Origin of the sequence: Alkalicoccus daliensis, assembly GCF_900103955.1 — a bacterium.
GTDB lineage: Bacteria > Bacillota > Bacilli > Bacillales > Salisediminibacteriaceae > Alkalicoccus > Alkalicoccus daliensis.
Window position 1 is genome coordinate 186,727 of record NZ_FNIL01000003.1, and the last position, 16,493, is coordinate 203,219.

Consider the following 16,493-nt stretch of genomic DNA (forward strand, 5'->3'; position numbering starts at 1 on the left):
CGTTCCTGCTTAAGACTCAACCACCGAAGAATGGCGCAGTGCGCCTGTTTTCGGTGGTTTTTATTTTATGCCATCAGCTGCATAATCATCATGCAAAGACAAAAAAGGAGTGTTGGACAATGGGAAAAACGAAACATGCAGGACCTATGAAAAAATCAAAAATTCCGGCACCGGAGCACTGGGTCAGCCCTGTACCGTTTGGGCTGGGCAAGATTAAACCGACACATATCCGGGACTCATTTAAAACCATGTGGGAAAATAAAGATAACCTGAATTATGCCAAAAATATTATTACCAAGGGTGTCTGTGACGGCTGTGCGCTTGGGGTTTCCGGGTTATATGATCAGACGCTTACCGGACCGCATGTCTGCACGACAAGATTCAATGTACTCCGCTTAAATACGATGCCTGCAATCAGTGAAGATATTCTTCACGCAGATATTTCTGAGCTGAAAAAGTATTCCAGTACGGAACTTCGAAAGCTCGGCCGCATTCCGTATCCTATGATCCGCCGTAAAGGAGAAACCAAATTTTCAAGACTCAGCTGGGATGAAGCAATGGACACGATTGCTGATAAAATGAAGCAGCTGGATCCGAAGCAGTATGCGTTTTATATGACTTCCCGAGGTATCACAAACGAATCTTATTATGTTGGTGGAAAAGTATCCCGCTTTCTCGGGACAAACAATGTAGATAATGCCTCCCGCATCTGTCACTCTCCGAGTAAAACAGCGATGAAACGATCGATTGGCGTAGGCGCATCTACTTCCAACTACCAGGACTGGATCGGCACGGATGTTCTATTGTTCTGGGGAAGTGTTGCTTCCAACTCTTCCCCCGTTTCCACAAAGTATATGCTCGAAGCAAAGAAAAAAGGTACGAAAATCATTGTAGTCAATCCTTACCGGGAACCTTCCATGGACAAATACTGGGTGCCTTCTGTACCTGAATCTGCCCTCTTCGGCACAAAGGTCGCAGATGATTTTTATCAGGTGAATATCGGCGGTGACATTGCCTTTATGCACGGTATTATGAAACATTGGTTTGAAATGGAAGAAAAGCAGCATGGCGCTGCAATCAACCATGAATTTGTACAGGAACACGTCAATGATTATGAACTGCTTAAAGAAAAAGTAGAAGCACAGAACTGGGAAGAAATCGTGGAATCTTCTGGTGTATCAAAGGATAGAATTTTTGAACTGGCAGAACTTCTTGCCAACAGCAAAAACGCGGTATTTGCATGGGCGCTCGGCTTAACAATGCATTCTTTCGCTACCGATAATATTTCACAGGTGGCTAACCTTGCACTTCTCCGCGGATTCCTTGGCCGGAAGCACAGCGGCCTTATGCCTTTCCGTGGTCACTCTTCCGTACAGGGAAGCGGAGAAATGGGCGCAGATCCTTTTGTTCTTCCCGGGGGAGACTTTAAAGGAGAAAACATTTCACGGATTGAAAAACTCTGGGGATTTAAACTTCCTGACTGGCAGGGTGATATTGTGGGAGTAAGCCTGGAGAATATTATGCTTCCGGAAGATAATGAAAGAAAAATTAAAATGTATTACATGTCCGGCGGAAACTTTTTAGAAACGATGCCGGAACCGGACTTTATTGAAGAAGCACTTGCATCACTCGATATCCGTGTCCACCAGGATATTATTTTAAATACCTCCACTCTTGTGGAAGCACAGGAAGCGGTAATTGTCCTGCCGGCAAAGACCCGTTACGAACAGGAAGGCGGCGGCACCTCCACTTCTACAGAACGAATGGTGTATTTTTCACCACCAATAGATGGAAATAAGAATTTGATCGAAGAAGCCCGTGCCGAGTGGAAAATTTATATTGACCTTGCAAAGCGGGTAAAACCAGAAACAGCGCATCTGGTTGATTTTAAAGATGCAGATGAAATCCGGGCGGAAATTGCTGTTGCCAATCCTTCCTACGATGGCGTACAGCATTTGAAAAAACAGGGCGACGTATTTCAATGGGGCGGTGCATGGCTCTGCGAAGACGGTCTCTGTCCTACTCCGGATGGAAGAGGAAATTTAATTCCTGTAGACATACCTGATCTGAATAAAAAGCCAGGAGACTTCTATGTAACCACCCGACGAGGAAAACAGTTTAACTCGATGGTGTATGGAGAAACGGATCCTTTCAACCGGGCAGCTCGCTATGATGTGCTGCTGAATGCAGAAGACGCTGCAGAGCTGAGTATCGCAGATGGGGAAGGAATTGTTATTTATAATCAATATGGCGTATTCCAGGGGAAAGCGAAAATTGATGCAATTGCAAAATCAAATGTCGGTGTGCATTTTCCGGAAGGGAACTTCCTGCTTCCGAAAGGACGATATGAGAAATTCGCCGGGATTCCTGACTACAATATTGCAGTAAAAGTAGAAAAAGCAGACAGATTTAATGCACGTAAAGATACAAAATATTATGAGAAGCCTATTGAGGATCTTGAAATGGCACCACCAAGCTAATGAGAATAAAAAGCTATCCTCCAGTCTACAACTGGGGATAGCTGAAGGATTTCTTCTCGGCAAGCGTAGAAAAAGGAGCCGAAGGCGTAATTTTCTTATATCAACATCAATCTTTAACAGAGACACTCATGCAAAATTTTTGCACCATCAAGTATGAAAATTAATACTGCTGTGTAACAAAGGAGAGGACGCCCAAAGGAGGAGCGCAGTTCGAGAATCCAAGTGGCCTGGTCACGAAGCACGAGCGGAATCGATCCTGGTTCTTCAAGACAGCATGGCAGTCTCTGCCCTGCTGTCTGTGGATCGATGGAAGTCGTGCCCCGGGAGAGAAATTAGTCGAGAACAAGCCCTTGGGCAAGCCTCTCCGAAAGTGAAGCAGCAGTATTACTTCTTTTTAGCGGAACTTTTATTTTCAAGGTAGTCTTTAACAGAACCTTATAGAAAAAACTGTTCTCATTTTGAAGACTCTATATAAAAATCTGTTATCTTCTTTTTTAGCTGCAGTCGTAGAAGGTCGACTCCGGGAGGAGATAGAACGATTCGAAGATCCATCTGCCCATGGCAGATTAGCTGAGAGAGTTCCCTCCGGAAAGCGTACCTTCGAAGACAAAGCATAGAAGCAGATACTCATACAAATTACTTTTTCAACAACTTAAAGCTATCCTCCAGTTTACAACTGGGGATAGCTTTTTTAGTGTGATTCCGGATAAAGACAGAGGCTTTTCGTCAGGGCTGGTGCTGAAAATACCCGCTCCCCTTTTATTATTCACCCGATTTCAAAGTTAAATGAAATTCTCCTGTATTCCCTTGTTCATATAAATTCGTGATGGAAGTGGCATAGCTGGTAATAACCGCCGGGAATTCCAACTCTTTCTCCGGTACTCTTACCACAAATTCTCCTTTATACAGCAAAGTGGTGATTTCATGATAGTCTTCATGCGAGACATCAAACCGCACAGAAATTTGTTTCTTACCCTCCATGGCGTCTGAAACAAATTCCTTTATATAAATTCGTCTGTCATCTAAAACAATATAGCTAACCATTTAAGTCCCCCCTCCCTTTCCGCTGAAAGTAAAGTACCTCCGGGAGATGCCCGAAGGTACTGTTTTGCAGGTTTATTATTTTCCATCCACAATTTCTTTTAAAATTTCATAGGAGCGGTGCTGTTTCTGCTCGTCGAACATATAGGATACAGCCATAATTTCATTCACATTGTATTTGTCCTGAAACTGCTGCAGCTGCCTCCGTACTGTATCCTTGCTTCCAACGAGTGAAACACTAGTCATCTGTGCTGCAAGTGCCTGCTCCTGCGGGTGCCAGATGCCCTCCATGCTGTCTACAGGGGGAAGAAGTGGCTGAGAAGTTCCACGTACCACATTTAAGAAAAACTGATGCATAGTCGTCATTTCTCTTTCTGCTTCTTCATCAGATTCTGCTGCGATTAAATTTAAGCAGATAATCATATATGGCTCTGCCAGATACTCAGACGGTTCAAATCTTTCACGGTAGATAGCAATTGCCTCTTCCATATGTGCCGGAGCAAAGTGTGCCGCAAAAGCATAAGGCAGTCCCAGCTTCGCTGCCAGTTTCGCTGAATCCGTGGAAGACCCTAAAATATACAGCGGAATGTGTGTATTTAAGCCAGGGTGAGCTTTTACTTTTTCCTGCACTTCTGCCGGTCCAAAATAACGAAGCAGATCCTGGACATCATTCGGAAATGAATGTACAGAAGCATCCATCTGTGATCTTCTTAAAGCCCGGGCGGTCAACATATCTGTACCTGGCGCTCTCCCAAGTCCTAAATCAACACGGTTCGGATAGATAGTTTCCATCGTTCCAAACTGCTCAGCTACGGTGAGCGGTGCATGGTTTGGCAGCATAATACCTCCCGAACCTACGCGGATGCTCTCTGTGTGCTCTAATGTATGTTTGATTAATAATGCAGTCGCAGAACTAACCAGTGTTGGTGTATTATGATGTTCCGCAATCCAGTAACGGGTATATCCCAATTCCTCTGTTTTCTGCGCTAAAGTTGTCATCGCCTCTATAGCGGATTTTTCATCCTGCCCCTGTCTGATAGGTGCAAGGTTTAATACGGAAACTGGTACTTGAATATTTGACATATAAATGTATCCTCTCTTTAAATAAATTACTTGCTTATCGTAACAGTAAGAAATCGGAAATTAAAATAATGTGCTTATGCTTCTGAAATTTCTCATGCAAAGGAATCTACCTGGCGTTTCGCAGATGATGTTTGCAGAAGATTTTTTTCACAACTGCTGGGTGAACTCCCAGAATAATGTTTTCCCAAAACCGCATTCTCAGCTGAATCGGCACTCTCCGCTCAAATGAATCTGCAATTCGTGTTTTTTTCTTCAGGTGCAATATCCCTCTGCCTATCCGGCGATGAGTTAAAAAATGATCTTTATTTTCAATCGATATACTGGTCATGAACCATTTCAGTATGGGTTTTATGCACGGTGGATAAGATCCTCGTATTCTGTCATTAGCAGCAGTTATCTGTACACGATGACGTATTATCTGTTTTTATCAGCTGATGTTCTGTTATTAGTGGACGTATCTGTTACTAAAAAGGAGGAATGTGATTTTAATAGCACAGTTTTCCTCTTTATCTGTCATTAGTAGATGCGAATCTGTTATTAGCAAATAAGTACCTCACCTGCCCTCTCCTCTTCCTCCCTCCTGTCTCCCCACTTTTATCCATTAGCAAGTTACCTGCAAAAATAATTTCCTGTACAATAAAAAAAATTCCGCTGCGTCATTTAAAACACAGCGGAATTTCCGGATTATTTTACAGCAGTTTGTTTTTTCATTTCTTTTTCCCTGGAAAGGGATAAAAGAAAATCACTTAAGATTTCCTGATAGTCTTTTACGGAATCCATATAAACATATTCGTTGTCTCCGTGCCAGTCATGACCAATTGGTCCGAATTCTATCGCATAACCGCCATGCGGTGTAAAATATTTTCCATCGTTTGAACCATGCTGGCCATAAATTTTTGCCTTTTCCAGTGACGTTACGTTTGTAAGAGAAGAGGCAAGGGTCTGCACAAACGGATTGTCTTCTTTTGTTACGACCGGATCACTAATATCATTTACGTGAATATCCCCTTCTGTTATCTCTTCAATCTGCCTGATGATTTCCTGGGGAGACTGAGACGGAAGATAACGAATATCGAGTGACATTTCGCATCTTTTCGGCACCTTGTTGTAAGCATCTCCTCCACTTATCTTAGCAAGGTTAATCGAAGGTCCTTCATACATAGGAGGCTCAGATTCTTTTGCAAATGGCAGCTTAAAAATCTCATAAAACAGATCAGTCGCCATCGTGATTGCGTTCCTGCCTTCCCATGGACGGCTTCCATGTGCAGGTTCTCCATGCAGGGTAAGATCGAGCTGCACTACCCCCTTTGCCTGAACAGCGATACCGAAATTTGTAGGTTCGCCGCAAATAATGAAGTCCCCTAAATAACCGTTGTCTGTTAAATACTTTGTACCGTGCCTTCCTCCGGTTTCTTCATCAGGAACAATCTGCAGCATTACTTTTACATTTAAATCTTTATCTTTTAACTCTACCATCGTCTCCATCATTGCAGCTACTCCGGCTTTCATATCAATGGCACCGCGTCCGTAAAGTTTACCGTCCTTTTTTTCAGCATCAAACTGCTCTTCTTCTGCTTCCACTACGTCTACATGTGCATTAAAAATAACAGTTTCATCTCCGGAACCAATTTCACTTACCAGCATTGGGTATCCTTCGTTTTCAAGTCTTTCCACAGAGAGACCACGCTCTTTGAGCCACGTTTCGCAATAGTTCACTATTTCGATGACTCCTTCTTTCGTAGAGCTGTCCTGTTCAATTAATTCTTCTAATAAAGGAATTGGGTTGACCATGCTTATCCTCCTTACAGCTAATACCTGAACAAAATTTCCTCAGACACGCTTTTTCTTCAAGAATACGTATCGATTCCCCAGCGTGCAGGCGGAAAGATAATTTCAAAAATAACACTCATCAATTCTCTTTCCGCATCTTCAAATCCATTAAACATAGAATTTACAGTGTCCGACTCAATCTCCTCAAGCAGTACCACTGAAAAGAGGAATTAGTTTTGTTCGTCTCTCACATATTTTCCATAAGAAGGAACGGCCGTTTCTTCAAAGTTATCAGCAAGATTATTCAGCCCTTCAGCCAGGTTTTCACCTTCCATCGGCTGCCCATGCCCGGCTAACACTGCAGAAGGATTTAAATCTCGTAATTTTTCAACTGATTTTTTCGCTTTTGTCCAGTCTGTAGTAAAGTATCTGGGAGGTCCATGTACTTCCTGCGTCTGTCTCAGTACTTTATACAATTCATCCTGTTTTACAGTACAAAAGGCATCCCCGGCAATTAAAATTCCATCAGACTCCCGGAATAGTGATATATGCCCGGGAGAATGACCTGGAGTGTGGTACCATTTCCATCCTTCGAGGTATGGGACGGATCCATCCTCAGGCAGCACTTCAATGTATTGACTTACATCTACCGGGTCCGTTGGAAAATGTTTTGACATATTCGCTACGATGCCGCCTTCCACTCCCGGATCCGGCTCTGGGTAACTCGCTTCTCCTGTCAGATATGGAACTTCCAGTTTATGTGCATATACTGGCACATCCCATCTTTCTGCAAGCTGCACCAGCGCTCCCACATGATCAAAGTGCCCATGAGTCAGAACGATAGCTTTCGGCGGTTTTTCCTGGCGAAACCTATACTTAACTTCTGTTACAATTTTGTTTTCGGTGCCGGGCATTCCAGCATCTATCAGCACCCAGTCATCATTTTCAAGCTGTGTCCCTATAAAGGCAACATTTGCTATTTGAACAGGAAAGCAGAATACATCCTGGGAAACTGCATAGCCTTCTCCGCTTGCGATGGAGGTAATCGGCATCACTTTGTTCTTTCTCAGATATCTTTTCATTTTTCTTCTCCTTACTTTTATTTTATAATGAGGTTTTCTTATTGAAGTTGTTTTGAAAAAGAAAATTTTGTTAAAAAGAAGTACTGATGCTGTGCACTTTCGGAAAGGCTTACCCAAGGTCTTTTTCTCGATTTCGTTATACAGCAGTTTTTAGTTTCTAATCACAGGCTGGGCACTCATATCCTCTTCAATGTCTTCAGATGATTCCACTTTTTTAACTTCTGTCATCACGAATCCGCTTTTCGGCATGGTAGGCATCCGCCTTAAATCATATTCCAGGTTTTGTTCGGGTACGCGGTAAGTGATTTTGTTTGTAAGATATTGAAAAACTGCACGCATTACCATGACAGTCATCCATTCTCCAGCACAGCGGTGGCCGATATGATGATCCCCTCCGCCGAATGGGACAAAAGCAAAGGGACTTTCTTTCCAATCCTTGAAACGTTCCGGAATAAATTCATCTGCCTTTTCCCAGGAATCCGGATGACGGTTCGTTCCGAAAAGATCCAGGATAACAAGTGTATTCTTTTTAAAGTCCTGGCCATGCCAGTGAAAATCATTTTTAACTTTGGCACCCATAGCAGGTGCAAAAGGAAAATACCGCCGGACTTCCTGTGTAAACCATTGAGAATAGTTATTTTTATCTTTCCGCAGTTTTTCTTCAATTTCCGGATTTTGATGAATTGCCATCGCACCAAATGTAATAAAATGCACAGCTGCAAGCAGAGGACGGAACGCGTTATTTAATGAGACAGCTGCTGTTTTTGTATCCAGCTTTTTCCCGTTCGCTTCTACATGGTGCGCAACAATATATGCCGGAGTGTAGGCCGGCACTTCCACTTTCCCTTTGCGGATCTGCTTAATATAATCAGCCAGCCATTTTTCCTGGCTTTTTCTCGCTTTTCTTCCGTCTTTATATTGCTGGGGCGTGCCTCCGAAGGAATCTACCATGGCTGACAGCTCTTTCGTTCGCTGCTGTACTTCTCCTTCAGACAAGGGCACCCCTGCCCATCTGCATGCAGCCCGCGTAAGAATTTCTTCCATTTCATCAAATAGAATTACTTTATCTCTGCTTTCCCACTGAGCGGATTTTGTATCGAGTTCCTCCACTACGAATTTCTTCATATCTTCAAGCCTTTCCGGCGTCATCATAGATAAGAACATTCTTTTTCTTTGTTTATGTGCTTCCCCGTCCATTCCATGAATAGCGCCTTCCCCTGTCAAAGTCATGCGAAGGGGTTTTGGAATAGCTCCTTTCCGCTTGAATTTGTCATTATCATAAAATACTTCAGCGGCTTCTTCTCCTGCCATGCATATTGTTTTTTGTCCGGCAATTCTTGTTTTAAAGATATCTGACTGCAGCTCTTCCCGATGGCTCGGCAGAAAATGGAAACCCTCCTGGATAAGAGCTTTTGTTTTGTCAAAACCTTTCGTCTTAGGTATCGGTGTTTTCACTTTCATGTATATACGCTCCTTTATTTTTTGTCGGCTTCTATTTTTTTCAAAGGTTTAAGTGCCGGTCCTTCAATTACCTCCCCGTCAACCGCAAAGCGGGAGCCGTGGCAGGGGCAGTCCCAGGACCTTTCCGCATTATTCCATTCCACTCCGCATTTCATATGGGTACACACTGGATTTATAAGATGAAGTTCTCCTTTTTCATCCCGGTAGGCACCAGTTTTCTTCCCATCATATTGAATAATTGCTCCTTCATCATTCTGCAGTTGCTCCAGCTCTTCTTCTTTACGTTTTAAATGCGATTTTACAAACTGCGTCCCATCATCCAATGTTTCTTTCGCTAGAGTCAGACCGTCATCAACCTTCAAATGAGACCGGCGCGGATCAAACAGCGAAACAAATTCATTTTCTTTTTCCAGAATTGTGTCTGTTAATACCTGTGCAGCCACCATTCCGTTGGACATTCCCCACTTTTTGAACCCTGTAGCTACGTAGACGTTCGGCCTGCCGGTAACAGCCTGGCCGATATAGGGGATTTTATCTAGGGTAGTGAGATCCTGTGAAGACCATCTGTATGCCATCTCGTATGCTCCAAAATTTTCAGCAGCAAATCGCTTCAGGTTCTCATAGTGCTCCATCGTGTTGTTACTTTTCCCAGTTTTGTGGCCTTCCCCACCAATCAATGCATATTTTTCCCCGTCAATATCTACATGCCGCAGAGAAAAACTCGGTTTATCAAAGCCCAGATACATCCCATCCGGGACAGGTTTTTCCGTTTTCACTACAATGGAATAAGAACGGCTCGGGTGAAGTCTTGAAAAATAGAACCCAAGAGAGTCTTTAAATGGAAAATGCGTTGTCATTATTAAGTTTGAAGCATTTACTTTACTGCCATTTCTCATTTCCAGTTCTACAGGGTTTTTCCCTTTGAAATCTACTGCCGTTGAATTTTCGTATATTTTCCCGCCAAGTTCTGTAATTCTTTCAATAATTTTATTTAAAAACTTTACTGGATGAAAATGAAACTGATCCTGCATTATCAATGCTGCTTCCGTAGAAAACGGCAGATCGGAAGTTTCATGGAATTCGTGGGGAATGTTCAGTTTGTCATACGCTTCTTTTTCTTTTAACAGCTGTTTTTTTCCTTTTTCTGTACCTGCGTGTAAAATTGCTTCCTGCTTTTTAAAATCACAGTCAATCTGCTGTTCTGAAATCAGCTGTACTATTTTGTTCATTGCCTCTGTCTGCGCCAGAAAATACTTCGCTGCACTCTCTTCACTCTGATTTTCTATCAGCTCATTGTACATAACATCGTGCTGGGCTGTAACTTTTGCTGTAGTAAAACCAGTAGTCCCATCCATGAGAGAAGTTCCTTCCAGCAGGGCAACCTTCTGGCCTTCCAGTGTTAATAAGTATGCAGTTAAAATACCTGCAATTCCCCCTCCAACTACAGCAGTATCCACATGAATATCTTCCTCTAATGCTGGAAATGACCTGTTTTCACTATGTGTTCTCCAGTATGATGCTGAATAATCCGGTATGTTCATGTTTTCTTTCATCTTCATCCTCCTCTGTTTGATTTAAAAAAAAGAGCAGCGTTAACTGAAACGCTGCTCTGTAAACTATTTACTCTTTACCCTCCAATGAAGTGAAGTAAAACTGCTGTCGCAGAAACTGCAACTCCTGCAATCAGACAAAATACTATTGCAGGTTTGAATACTTCGGCATCTCTTCCTTGAATTCCAGCTGTACTTGTACCAAGTACCACGTTGGCGGGAGCAATGGAGTTACCGATAGCACCGCCTGTCGACTGCGCTGCAATTGTCTGTGCCAGATTCAATCCGTCCATAGACTGTGCAACATTTCCGTGCAATGGTGCGAACAGCACGTTGGAGGAAGTGTTGGATGATGTCATAAATGCACCTGTAATACCGATAACATTCGCAAGCGCAACGTATACAGGTGGATTTGATACCATCGCAATACCGAGTGCAAGAACTGTCGTCTGTCCGGAACTGCCCATGATCTCTGTCATCGTCAGAAACCCGGAAATTGCCAGAGAAGCTCCCACAGCATTTCCCTTTACTCCCTTCCAGACGGATTTTAATGTGTCGGAAGAATACAGTTCCAATCTTTTATACCAGAACACACCGAAGGCGGAAGCTAATAGCAAATACAGCCCTGGATGCGTTAATGGTGCAATTGGAGAATATGCTTCCTCTGCTTCTTCTTCAAAGCCGTAACCTGTCTCTGTAGCAGGGAACGGAGGACCGAATTCAAGCTGATCCAGCATGTTATTGATCTGCGGAATCCCCAAAGCGATCACGGATACTATAGTTAATACATAATAAGGCATTAAAGCTTTATGCATAGAAATATCCGGTTTTTTTCCATTGTCTTTTTCTTTTTCCTCTAAAATATCTGTATCTTCTTCTGACGGCGATTTTTCGCTGTACTTCTTTCGTTTTGCAAATAAGAGAAGTACTCCCATGGCAATGGTTGCCGGGATGAACGTACTAAGCGTTGGATTCAGCTGTGCAAGTGCCAGCTGTCCTCCCCCATGAATAAGGGAAATAATAATAACGACAACAAAACCTTCTTTAATCCCTTTCCATTTTGCAAATAAGTAACAAATCATCAGCCCTGCAAGCAGATTTGGAATCCATAAGAGAATGGATGTATAAAGAATTGTTAATGCCTGTTCCTGAATTTCCACTGCGTTTACAGTTGCAATCCAACCTACGGCCAGTGTGCCGAACATATTTGCCCAGGCATGGCCAATCAAAGGAATAACTACGGCAGTAACAGGTTTTACACCGATTCCAATTAATAAAGGTGCAACAATCGCGATCGGCGCACCGAAGCCTGCAATACCCTGTAAAAACGAAGCAAATACCCAACCGAAAGCAAGCACTAGAAACAAGTAGTTCTGACTTTTATCCTGGATTCCTTCCCGGATGACATCAAAGGCACCTGCTTCTTTCGTTACCTGATAAAGTAAAAGTGCCGGCCAGACAACAAGCAGAATAAAAAATGCTTCCCAGAGTCCTTTACCGAAGCCAACTGCTACATTGTCAATTGGTGCCTGATACACTAAAAATGCGATTGCTGTAGCAATACCCATAGCAATCCACCCGGACCGCGGGCCGGACCACTTAAGTACCACCAGCATAATTAATAATAAAACAAGGGGGAGTACTGCGACTCCCCAATGAAGTAAATCTACTGGAAGGTTCGTATCTTCCATCCTTATCGCTCCTTCCTGAATTTGAGGTTACCAGCTCAGTGCAATACCATCCCCGCGAGGGTCCGCACCGGCTTCGTATATTTTGTTTCTGATAATAATTCCCTGCGCGTGCCCCATCTGCTGGGAGTAGCTTAGGGCAGGTTCAATTTCATGGCCTTTATCTGCTAGTGCTGTAACGACTGCATCAGGAATACGGCTTTCCAGTTTTAATGAAGAGCTGTCTTCGCCCCAAGTCCTGCCATACAGCCATCTTGGCGCTTCAATTGCCTGCTGCATATCATAGCCGAATTCCACAATTCGTGTAAAAAGTGCACATTGGCTCTGCGGCTGTCCTTCTCCGCCCATCGTTCCAAACAATAAAAATGGCTCATCATTTTTCAGTGCCATCGCTGGAATAATCGTATGGAAAGTTCGTTTTCCCGGCTCCAGTTTGTTCGGATGCTCTTCATCCAGACTAAAGAAAGAACCACGGTTCTGCAGGAGAAATCCACAGTCTTCCACCATAAATCCTGAACCGAATTCATGATAAATACTTTGGATCATGGAAACTGCATTTCCGTCTTTGTCTGTTACTGCAAAATAAGTTGTATCTTTGTTTACATCAAGTTCCGGCAACTCCGGCAGATCTTTGACAGGAAATGCTTTATCCATATTAATTTGGCCCAGCATTTTTTCCGTGTGCGCTTCTGAAAGCAGATCTTTTACCGGTACATCTTCAAACGCAGGATCTGTCACCCACTGGTCCCGGTAAGTGAACGCAATTTTCGCCGCTTCTGCCATTAAATGATAGTATCCGACCGAGTTATCACCGAGCTCTTTCAAATTATATTTCTCTAAAATATTCAGCATCATCAGGGTCCCTATCCCCTGCGTATTCGGCTGCATTTCAAAAATTTCGTAATCTTTCTTGTATGTGGTTGAAATTGGTTCCTGCCAGTCTGATACATGATTTTTTAAATCTTCTTTAGTAAGCAGTCCATCATGCTTTTCCAGAGAAGCAATCATTTTATCTGCAATTTCTCCTTGATAAAAAGATGAAGCTCCATGATCTGCGATTTGTTTTAACGTCCAGGCAAGATTTTTTTGTACCATGAGCCACCCTGGCTCTAAACCTTTTCCTTCCTGGAAAAATACAGAACTTGCTTCTTCATTCATTTCAATTACTTCCGCTTTTTCATTGATAAAGCGGTTGAATTTTTCGGAGACAGGAAAACCATGCTCTGCATAATAAATCGCATCTTCAAATAATTCTTTCCACTCAAGCTTTCCGTGCTGCTGGTGCAGTTTTTCCCAGGCATCCACTGTTCCAGGTACCGTGTTTGCAGCCTCGATACCTCTGTCCGGGATACTCTTATAATCCCGATCTTTATACCAGGAAATCGAAGCATTTTCACCAGCCCGTCCACTGCCATTTATAGACTGTACACGTTTTTCCTGCTGGTCATAGACCAGTGCAAATAAGTCGCCTCCGAGACCAGCCATATGCGGATATACGACGCAGAGGACTGCATTTACAGCTATTGCACCTTCCACAGCATGACCGCCTTTTCGGATGACCTGTTCCCCGGCCTGCGTAGCTAAGTAGTTTGGAGAAGTAACGGCGCCTCTTGCCCCTTGCACCGGTTTTCTGCCGGTATCCAGAAATTCTGGTGCTGCTCCCTGTTGAATTTGCAAGATTATCCCTCTTTTCTGTAAATTTCAAGCTTATCTTTAAAGCTTGATTTTTAGTAATTAGATCTCCTGACAGTTTATTAATTTTTTGTGTTTTCGATAAAGTGGAGAAATCGTTTTTTGAAAAGCATTAGTTAAAATCTACAAATTATATATGTCTGATTTCTCTCCTTCCCTCATAAGAATGTCACTAGTCTTTTACCTTTATGCATATTATTTAAAACTCCTTTTGCAGAAAGACGCTTTGAAGACGAAGGGAAAACGCGGGGTCCAGATAGGAAGGAAGTCTTTTAACTACTGATTATCAAGAATCAATTTGATAGTACAAATGCAGAAAACCACATATTAGTAGAAAGTTTCGGTGCTATATACAGATATTTTCAGTAAATGTTCAGTTAAAAAAGAAGATAATATCTCGTCGAGGCTCTGCTGAGCAATTCGTCTGGGACTTATACTTTGCAATACTCGCCTGAAAGCGAACACTAAAGATGGCTGCATTTTATACCGTTGTTTTGTTCTAAAGAAGATAAATAGGTATTTTATAAAGATTTTTCTATTTTTCCCTTCCTGTGTTTATTTTTGGAGAAAGGTGGAATTCTTTAAAGAGTTTCCATGCATAAAGGTTGGGTGCCATGATTAAAAAATGTCTGTACTTTAGTTATAAAGTCCTTTGTTTATGCACGCTGAAGTGGAATTGATTTTTCGAAATTTAATACATTTTCATTTTGAGGTTTGGTACATGAAGAAAGTTGATAAATTATTAAAATTAATAAGGAGTGATTGACTATGTTTTACCATAGAAAAGAACTTCAATTTCATGCAAAGCCGGAAAAACCGGATCGATTTTTGCTAAAATGCTTCAGGAAATTCTAGGTGGCCAGTTCGGCGAAATTTCTGTTCCTATGCAATATCTTTTCCAGGGAGTATGAAAATTAATACTGCTGTGGAACGAAGGAGAGGACGCACGAGCGCAGTTGGAGAATTTATTTTGGCGGACGTTCTTTCCGTCAAAATTAGTCGAGAACAAGCCCTTGGGTAAGCCACTCCGAAAGTGAAGCAGCAGTATTACTTCTTTTTAGCGGAACTTTTATTTTCAAGGTAGCTTATGTTTTAAACTTGAGTATTAAAGGTATTAAAAATTGTAGTCAGTCAGGAGAGGATTACAATGCCATATTTCACATCTATTAATACACAAATTCACTATAAAAGTACAGGCAGTGGCACTCCAATCATTTTTGTTCCTCCACCTGCACTGGGAGCGGAAGCTTTTCAATATCAATTTTCACAGCTGGCTGACCATTTCCAGGTGATCACTTTTGACCCTGCCGGCAATGGAAAAAGCGGGAAAGAAAACATTCAGGAGCAATCTATAAGAGAGTGGTCAGATGATATTCTGGCACTGGCTGATCATTTATCTTTAGAAAAAATTCTACTGTGCGGCTATTCCCTCGGAGGTTCTCCAGTCCAGGAATTTGCAGCTGCTCACCCTGACAGGGCTGCAGGAATTATACTGCTGGCAAGCTTTCCTGAAGTACGTACAAAGCTGCTTGCTGCCAAAATTAAAACCGGCGAAGCTGTGACAGCAATGAATTTTAAACGCTTCCTGGCTGCAGGCCTGGCTGTTGCCCACAGTTCGAATAAAAAAGTACGAAAAAACCTGCAGCGCAACATTGAGCAGTCTTCTTTTTCAGTTGTTAAAAATATCTACAGGAATGGACGTCATTATTCTATTATGAATAAAATTTCATCTATAGAATGTCCAGTTGCTTTTATATATGGAGCATGGGATCCCGTAGCCCGTCCTTACGCTGATTTATACCGGCAAAAACTGCCGCAGCTACAGTTAATTAAAATCTCGAATGCTTCACACCAGCTCACAACGAGAGCCGCACCGCAGGTAAATGCAATAATTCGAAGTCTTTATCAATGATATGAAGGAGTGTCACTCATGGCAAAAACGAAAAAAAACTGGCTCGCAAAACAAAATTGGAATGATCTTTTATTTATTCATTATCCCATTGCAATAGAAGATCTGCGAACACACATACCAGAAGAGCTGGAAATAGATACTTTCGAAGGACAGGCCTGGATAGGGATCGTTCCTTTTCTGGGAACAGAAAACCAGGCGAGAAAATTCGGCAGGATCTTTTCTGCAGACGATTTTTTAGAACTGAATGTACGCACTTATGTAACTTATAAAGGAGAAAAAGCGGTTTACTTTTTTACAATGGATGCAGATTCTTCCCTGGTAGTGCGCACCGCACGATCTGTTGTAGGTCTTCCTTATTATCATGCAGATATGAAAATTGAAGAGAAGGATGGAACAATAAAATATGAAAGCAAAAGAACGCATGATGGTAAAGCAAAAGCTTCTTTCTCCTGCTCGTATGCTCCTGTCTCCAAACCTTCCAAGTCTAAGCCGGACACTTTAACCCATTGGCTTACGGAAAGATATGCATTATTAAAAGCAAAAAATGGCAAGGTTACAAAAGGTCCTATTCATCATGAGCCCTGGGAGCTTAGAGAGGCAGAATTAACCATTCACAAAAACGAGCTGCTTGATTTTATAAATCCGGAAATATCAAAAACAGAACCTCTTGTACATTACTCCAAAGCAAAAGAAGTGTTATTTTATCCTTTCGAAAAATTATCTTAGCATATTTT

Annotated in this window: 11 protein-coding genes and 1 pseudogene; 4 read left to right on the forward strand and 8 right to left on the reverse strand. The window is 42.3% G+C overall.

What is annotated here, in order from left to right; genetic code table 11:
• Nucleotides 1-119 precede the first annotated feature (119 nt).
• Nucleotides 120-2,480, forward strand: coding sequence for an FdhF/YdeP family oxidoreductase (locus BLP92_RS07480; protein WP_090842144.1), 2,361 nt, complete (start codon nucleotides 120-122; stop codon nucleotides 2,478-2,480).
• 762 nt (nucleotides 2,481-3,242) lie between these two features.
• On the opposite strand, the gene BLP92_RS07485 is transcribed toward BLP92_RS07480, so the two are convergent.
• The 8 genes from BLP92_RS07485 to ggt all read right to left on the reverse strand — a co-directional run bounded on the left by BLP92_RS07485 (nucleotide 3,243) and on the right by ggt (nucleotide 13,832).
• Entirely contained in the window at nucleotides 3,243-3,524 is a 282-nt protein-coding gene (locus tag BLP92_RS07485) for a DUF3219 family protein (RefSeq protein ID WP_090842146.1), read from the reverse strand.
• A gap of 75 nt (nucleotides 3,525-3,599) precedes the next feature.
• The gene (locus tag BLP92_RS07490; protein ID WP_090842148.1) at nucleotides 3,600-4,604 is read right to left on the reverse strand and encodes an LLM class flavin-dependent oxidoreductase; all 1,005 of its coding nucleotides are present in this window, start codon (nucleotides 4,602-4,604) and stop codon (nucleotides 3,600-3,602) included.
• A gap of 684 nt (nucleotides 4,605-5,288) precedes the next feature.
• Nucleotides 5,289-6,395 carry a M20 family metallopeptidase gene (locus BLP92_RS07495; protein WP_090842149.1) on the reverse strand — a complete coding sequence of 369 codons (1,107 nt, stop codon included), beginning with the start codon at nucleotides 6,393-6,395 and terminating at the stop codon, nucleotides 5,289-5,291.
• A gap of 209 nt (nucleotides 6,396-6,604) precedes the next feature.
• The gene (locus BLP92_RS07500) at nucleotides 6,605-7,456 is read right to left on the reverse strand and encodes an MBL fold metallo-hydrolase (RefSeq protein WP_090842151.1); all 852 of its coding nucleotides are present in this window, start codon (nucleotides 7,454-7,456) and stop codon (nucleotides 6,605-6,607) included.
• A 150-nt stretch (nucleotides 7,457-7,606) separates the two neighbouring features.
• Entirely contained in the window at nucleotides 7,607-8,917 is a 1,311-nt protein-coding gene (locus tag BLP92_RS07505) for a cytochrome P450 (RefSeq protein WP_090842153.1), read from the reverse strand.
• Between the two features lie 14 nt (nucleotides 8,918-8,931).
• Entirely contained in the window at nucleotides 8,932-10,470 is a 1,539-nt protein-coding gene (locus BLP92_RS07510; RefSeq protein ID WP_175444212.1) for an FAD-dependent oxidoreductase, read from the reverse strand.
• A gap of 74 nt (nucleotides 10,471-10,544) precedes the next feature.
• On the reverse strand, nucleotides 10,545-12,158 hold the full coding sequence (locus BLP92_RS07515; protein ID WP_090842157.1) for an L-lactate permease: 1,614 nt from the start codon (nucleotides 12,156-12,158) through the stop codon (nucleotides 10,545-10,547).
• A 27-nt stretch (nucleotides 12,159-12,185) separates the two neighbouring features.
• The gene (gene ggt, locus BLP92_RS07520) at nucleotides 12,186-13,832 is read right to left on the reverse strand and encodes a gamma-glutamyltransferase (RefSeq protein WP_090842159.1); all 1,647 of its coding nucleotides are present in this window, start codon (nucleotides 13,830-13,832) and stop codon (nucleotides 12,186-12,188) included.
• Nucleotides 13,833-14,615: 783 nt separating this feature from the next.
• Here ggt and BLP92_RS07525 point away from each other — a divergent pair.
• The 3 genes and pseudogenes from BLP92_RS07525 to BLP92_RS07535 form a co-directional block, all read left to right on the forward strand.
• Nucleotides 14,616-14,752, forward strand: a pseudogene (locus BLP92_RS07525) (manganese catalase family protein); the annotation flags it as partial.
• A gap of 242 nt (nucleotides 14,753-14,994) precedes the next feature.
• A complete protein-coding gene (locus tag BLP92_RS07530) occupies nucleotides 14,995-15,759 on the forward strand; it encodes an alpha/beta fold hydrolase (protein WP_090842161.1) in 765 nt (254 codons plus the stop codon).
• 18 nt (nucleotides 15,760-15,777) lie between these two features.
• A complete protein-coding gene (locus BLP92_RS07535) occupies nucleotides 15,778-16,485 on the forward strand; it encodes a YqjF family protein (RefSeq protein WP_090842163.1) in 708 nt (235 codons plus the stop codon).
• Nucleotides 16,486-16,493 lie beyond the last annotated feature (8 nt).

Excerpts from the sequence above, each read along its gene's own strand:
- BLP92_RS07480 (WP_090842144.1), top strand. The coding sequence starts at position 120 with ATGGGAAAAACGAAACATGCAGGACCTATGAAAAAATCAAAAATTCCG.
- BLP92_RS07485 (WP_090842146.1), bottom strand. The coding sequence starts at position 3,524 with ATGGTTAGCTATATTGTTTTAGATGACAGACGAATTTATATAAAGGAA.
- BLP92_RS07490 (WP_090842148.1), bottom strand. The coding sequence starts at position 4,604 with ATGTCAAATATTCAAGTACCAGTTTCCGTATTAAACCTTGCACCTATC.
- BLP92_RS07495 (WP_090842149.1), bottom strand. The coding sequence starts at position 6,395 with ATGGTCAACCCAATTCCTTTATTAGAAGAATTAATTGAACAGGACAGC.
- BLP92_RS07500 (WP_090842151.1), bottom strand. The coding sequence starts at position 7,456 with ATGAAAAGATATCTGAGAAAGAACAAAGTGATGCCGATTACCTCCATC.
- BLP92_RS07505 (WP_090842153.1), bottom strand. The coding sequence starts at position 8,917 with ATGAAAGTGAAAACACCGATACCTAAGACGAAAGGTTTTGACAAAACA.
- BLP92_RS07510 (WP_175444212.1), bottom strand. The coding sequence starts at position 10,470 with ATGAAAGAAAACATGAACATACCGGATTATTCAGCATCATACTGGAGA.
- BLP92_RS07515 (WP_090842157.1), bottom strand. The coding sequence starts at position 12,158 with ATGGAAGATACGAACCTTCCAGTAGATTTACTTCATTGGGGAGTCGCA.
- BLP92_RS07530 (WP_090842161.1), top strand. The coding sequence starts at position 14,995 with ATGCCATATTTCACATCTATTAATACACAAATTCACTATAAAAGTACA.
- BLP92_RS07535 (WP_090842163.1), top strand. The coding sequence starts at position 15,778 with ATGGCAAAAACGAAAAAAAACTGGCTCGCAAAACAAAATTGGAATGAT.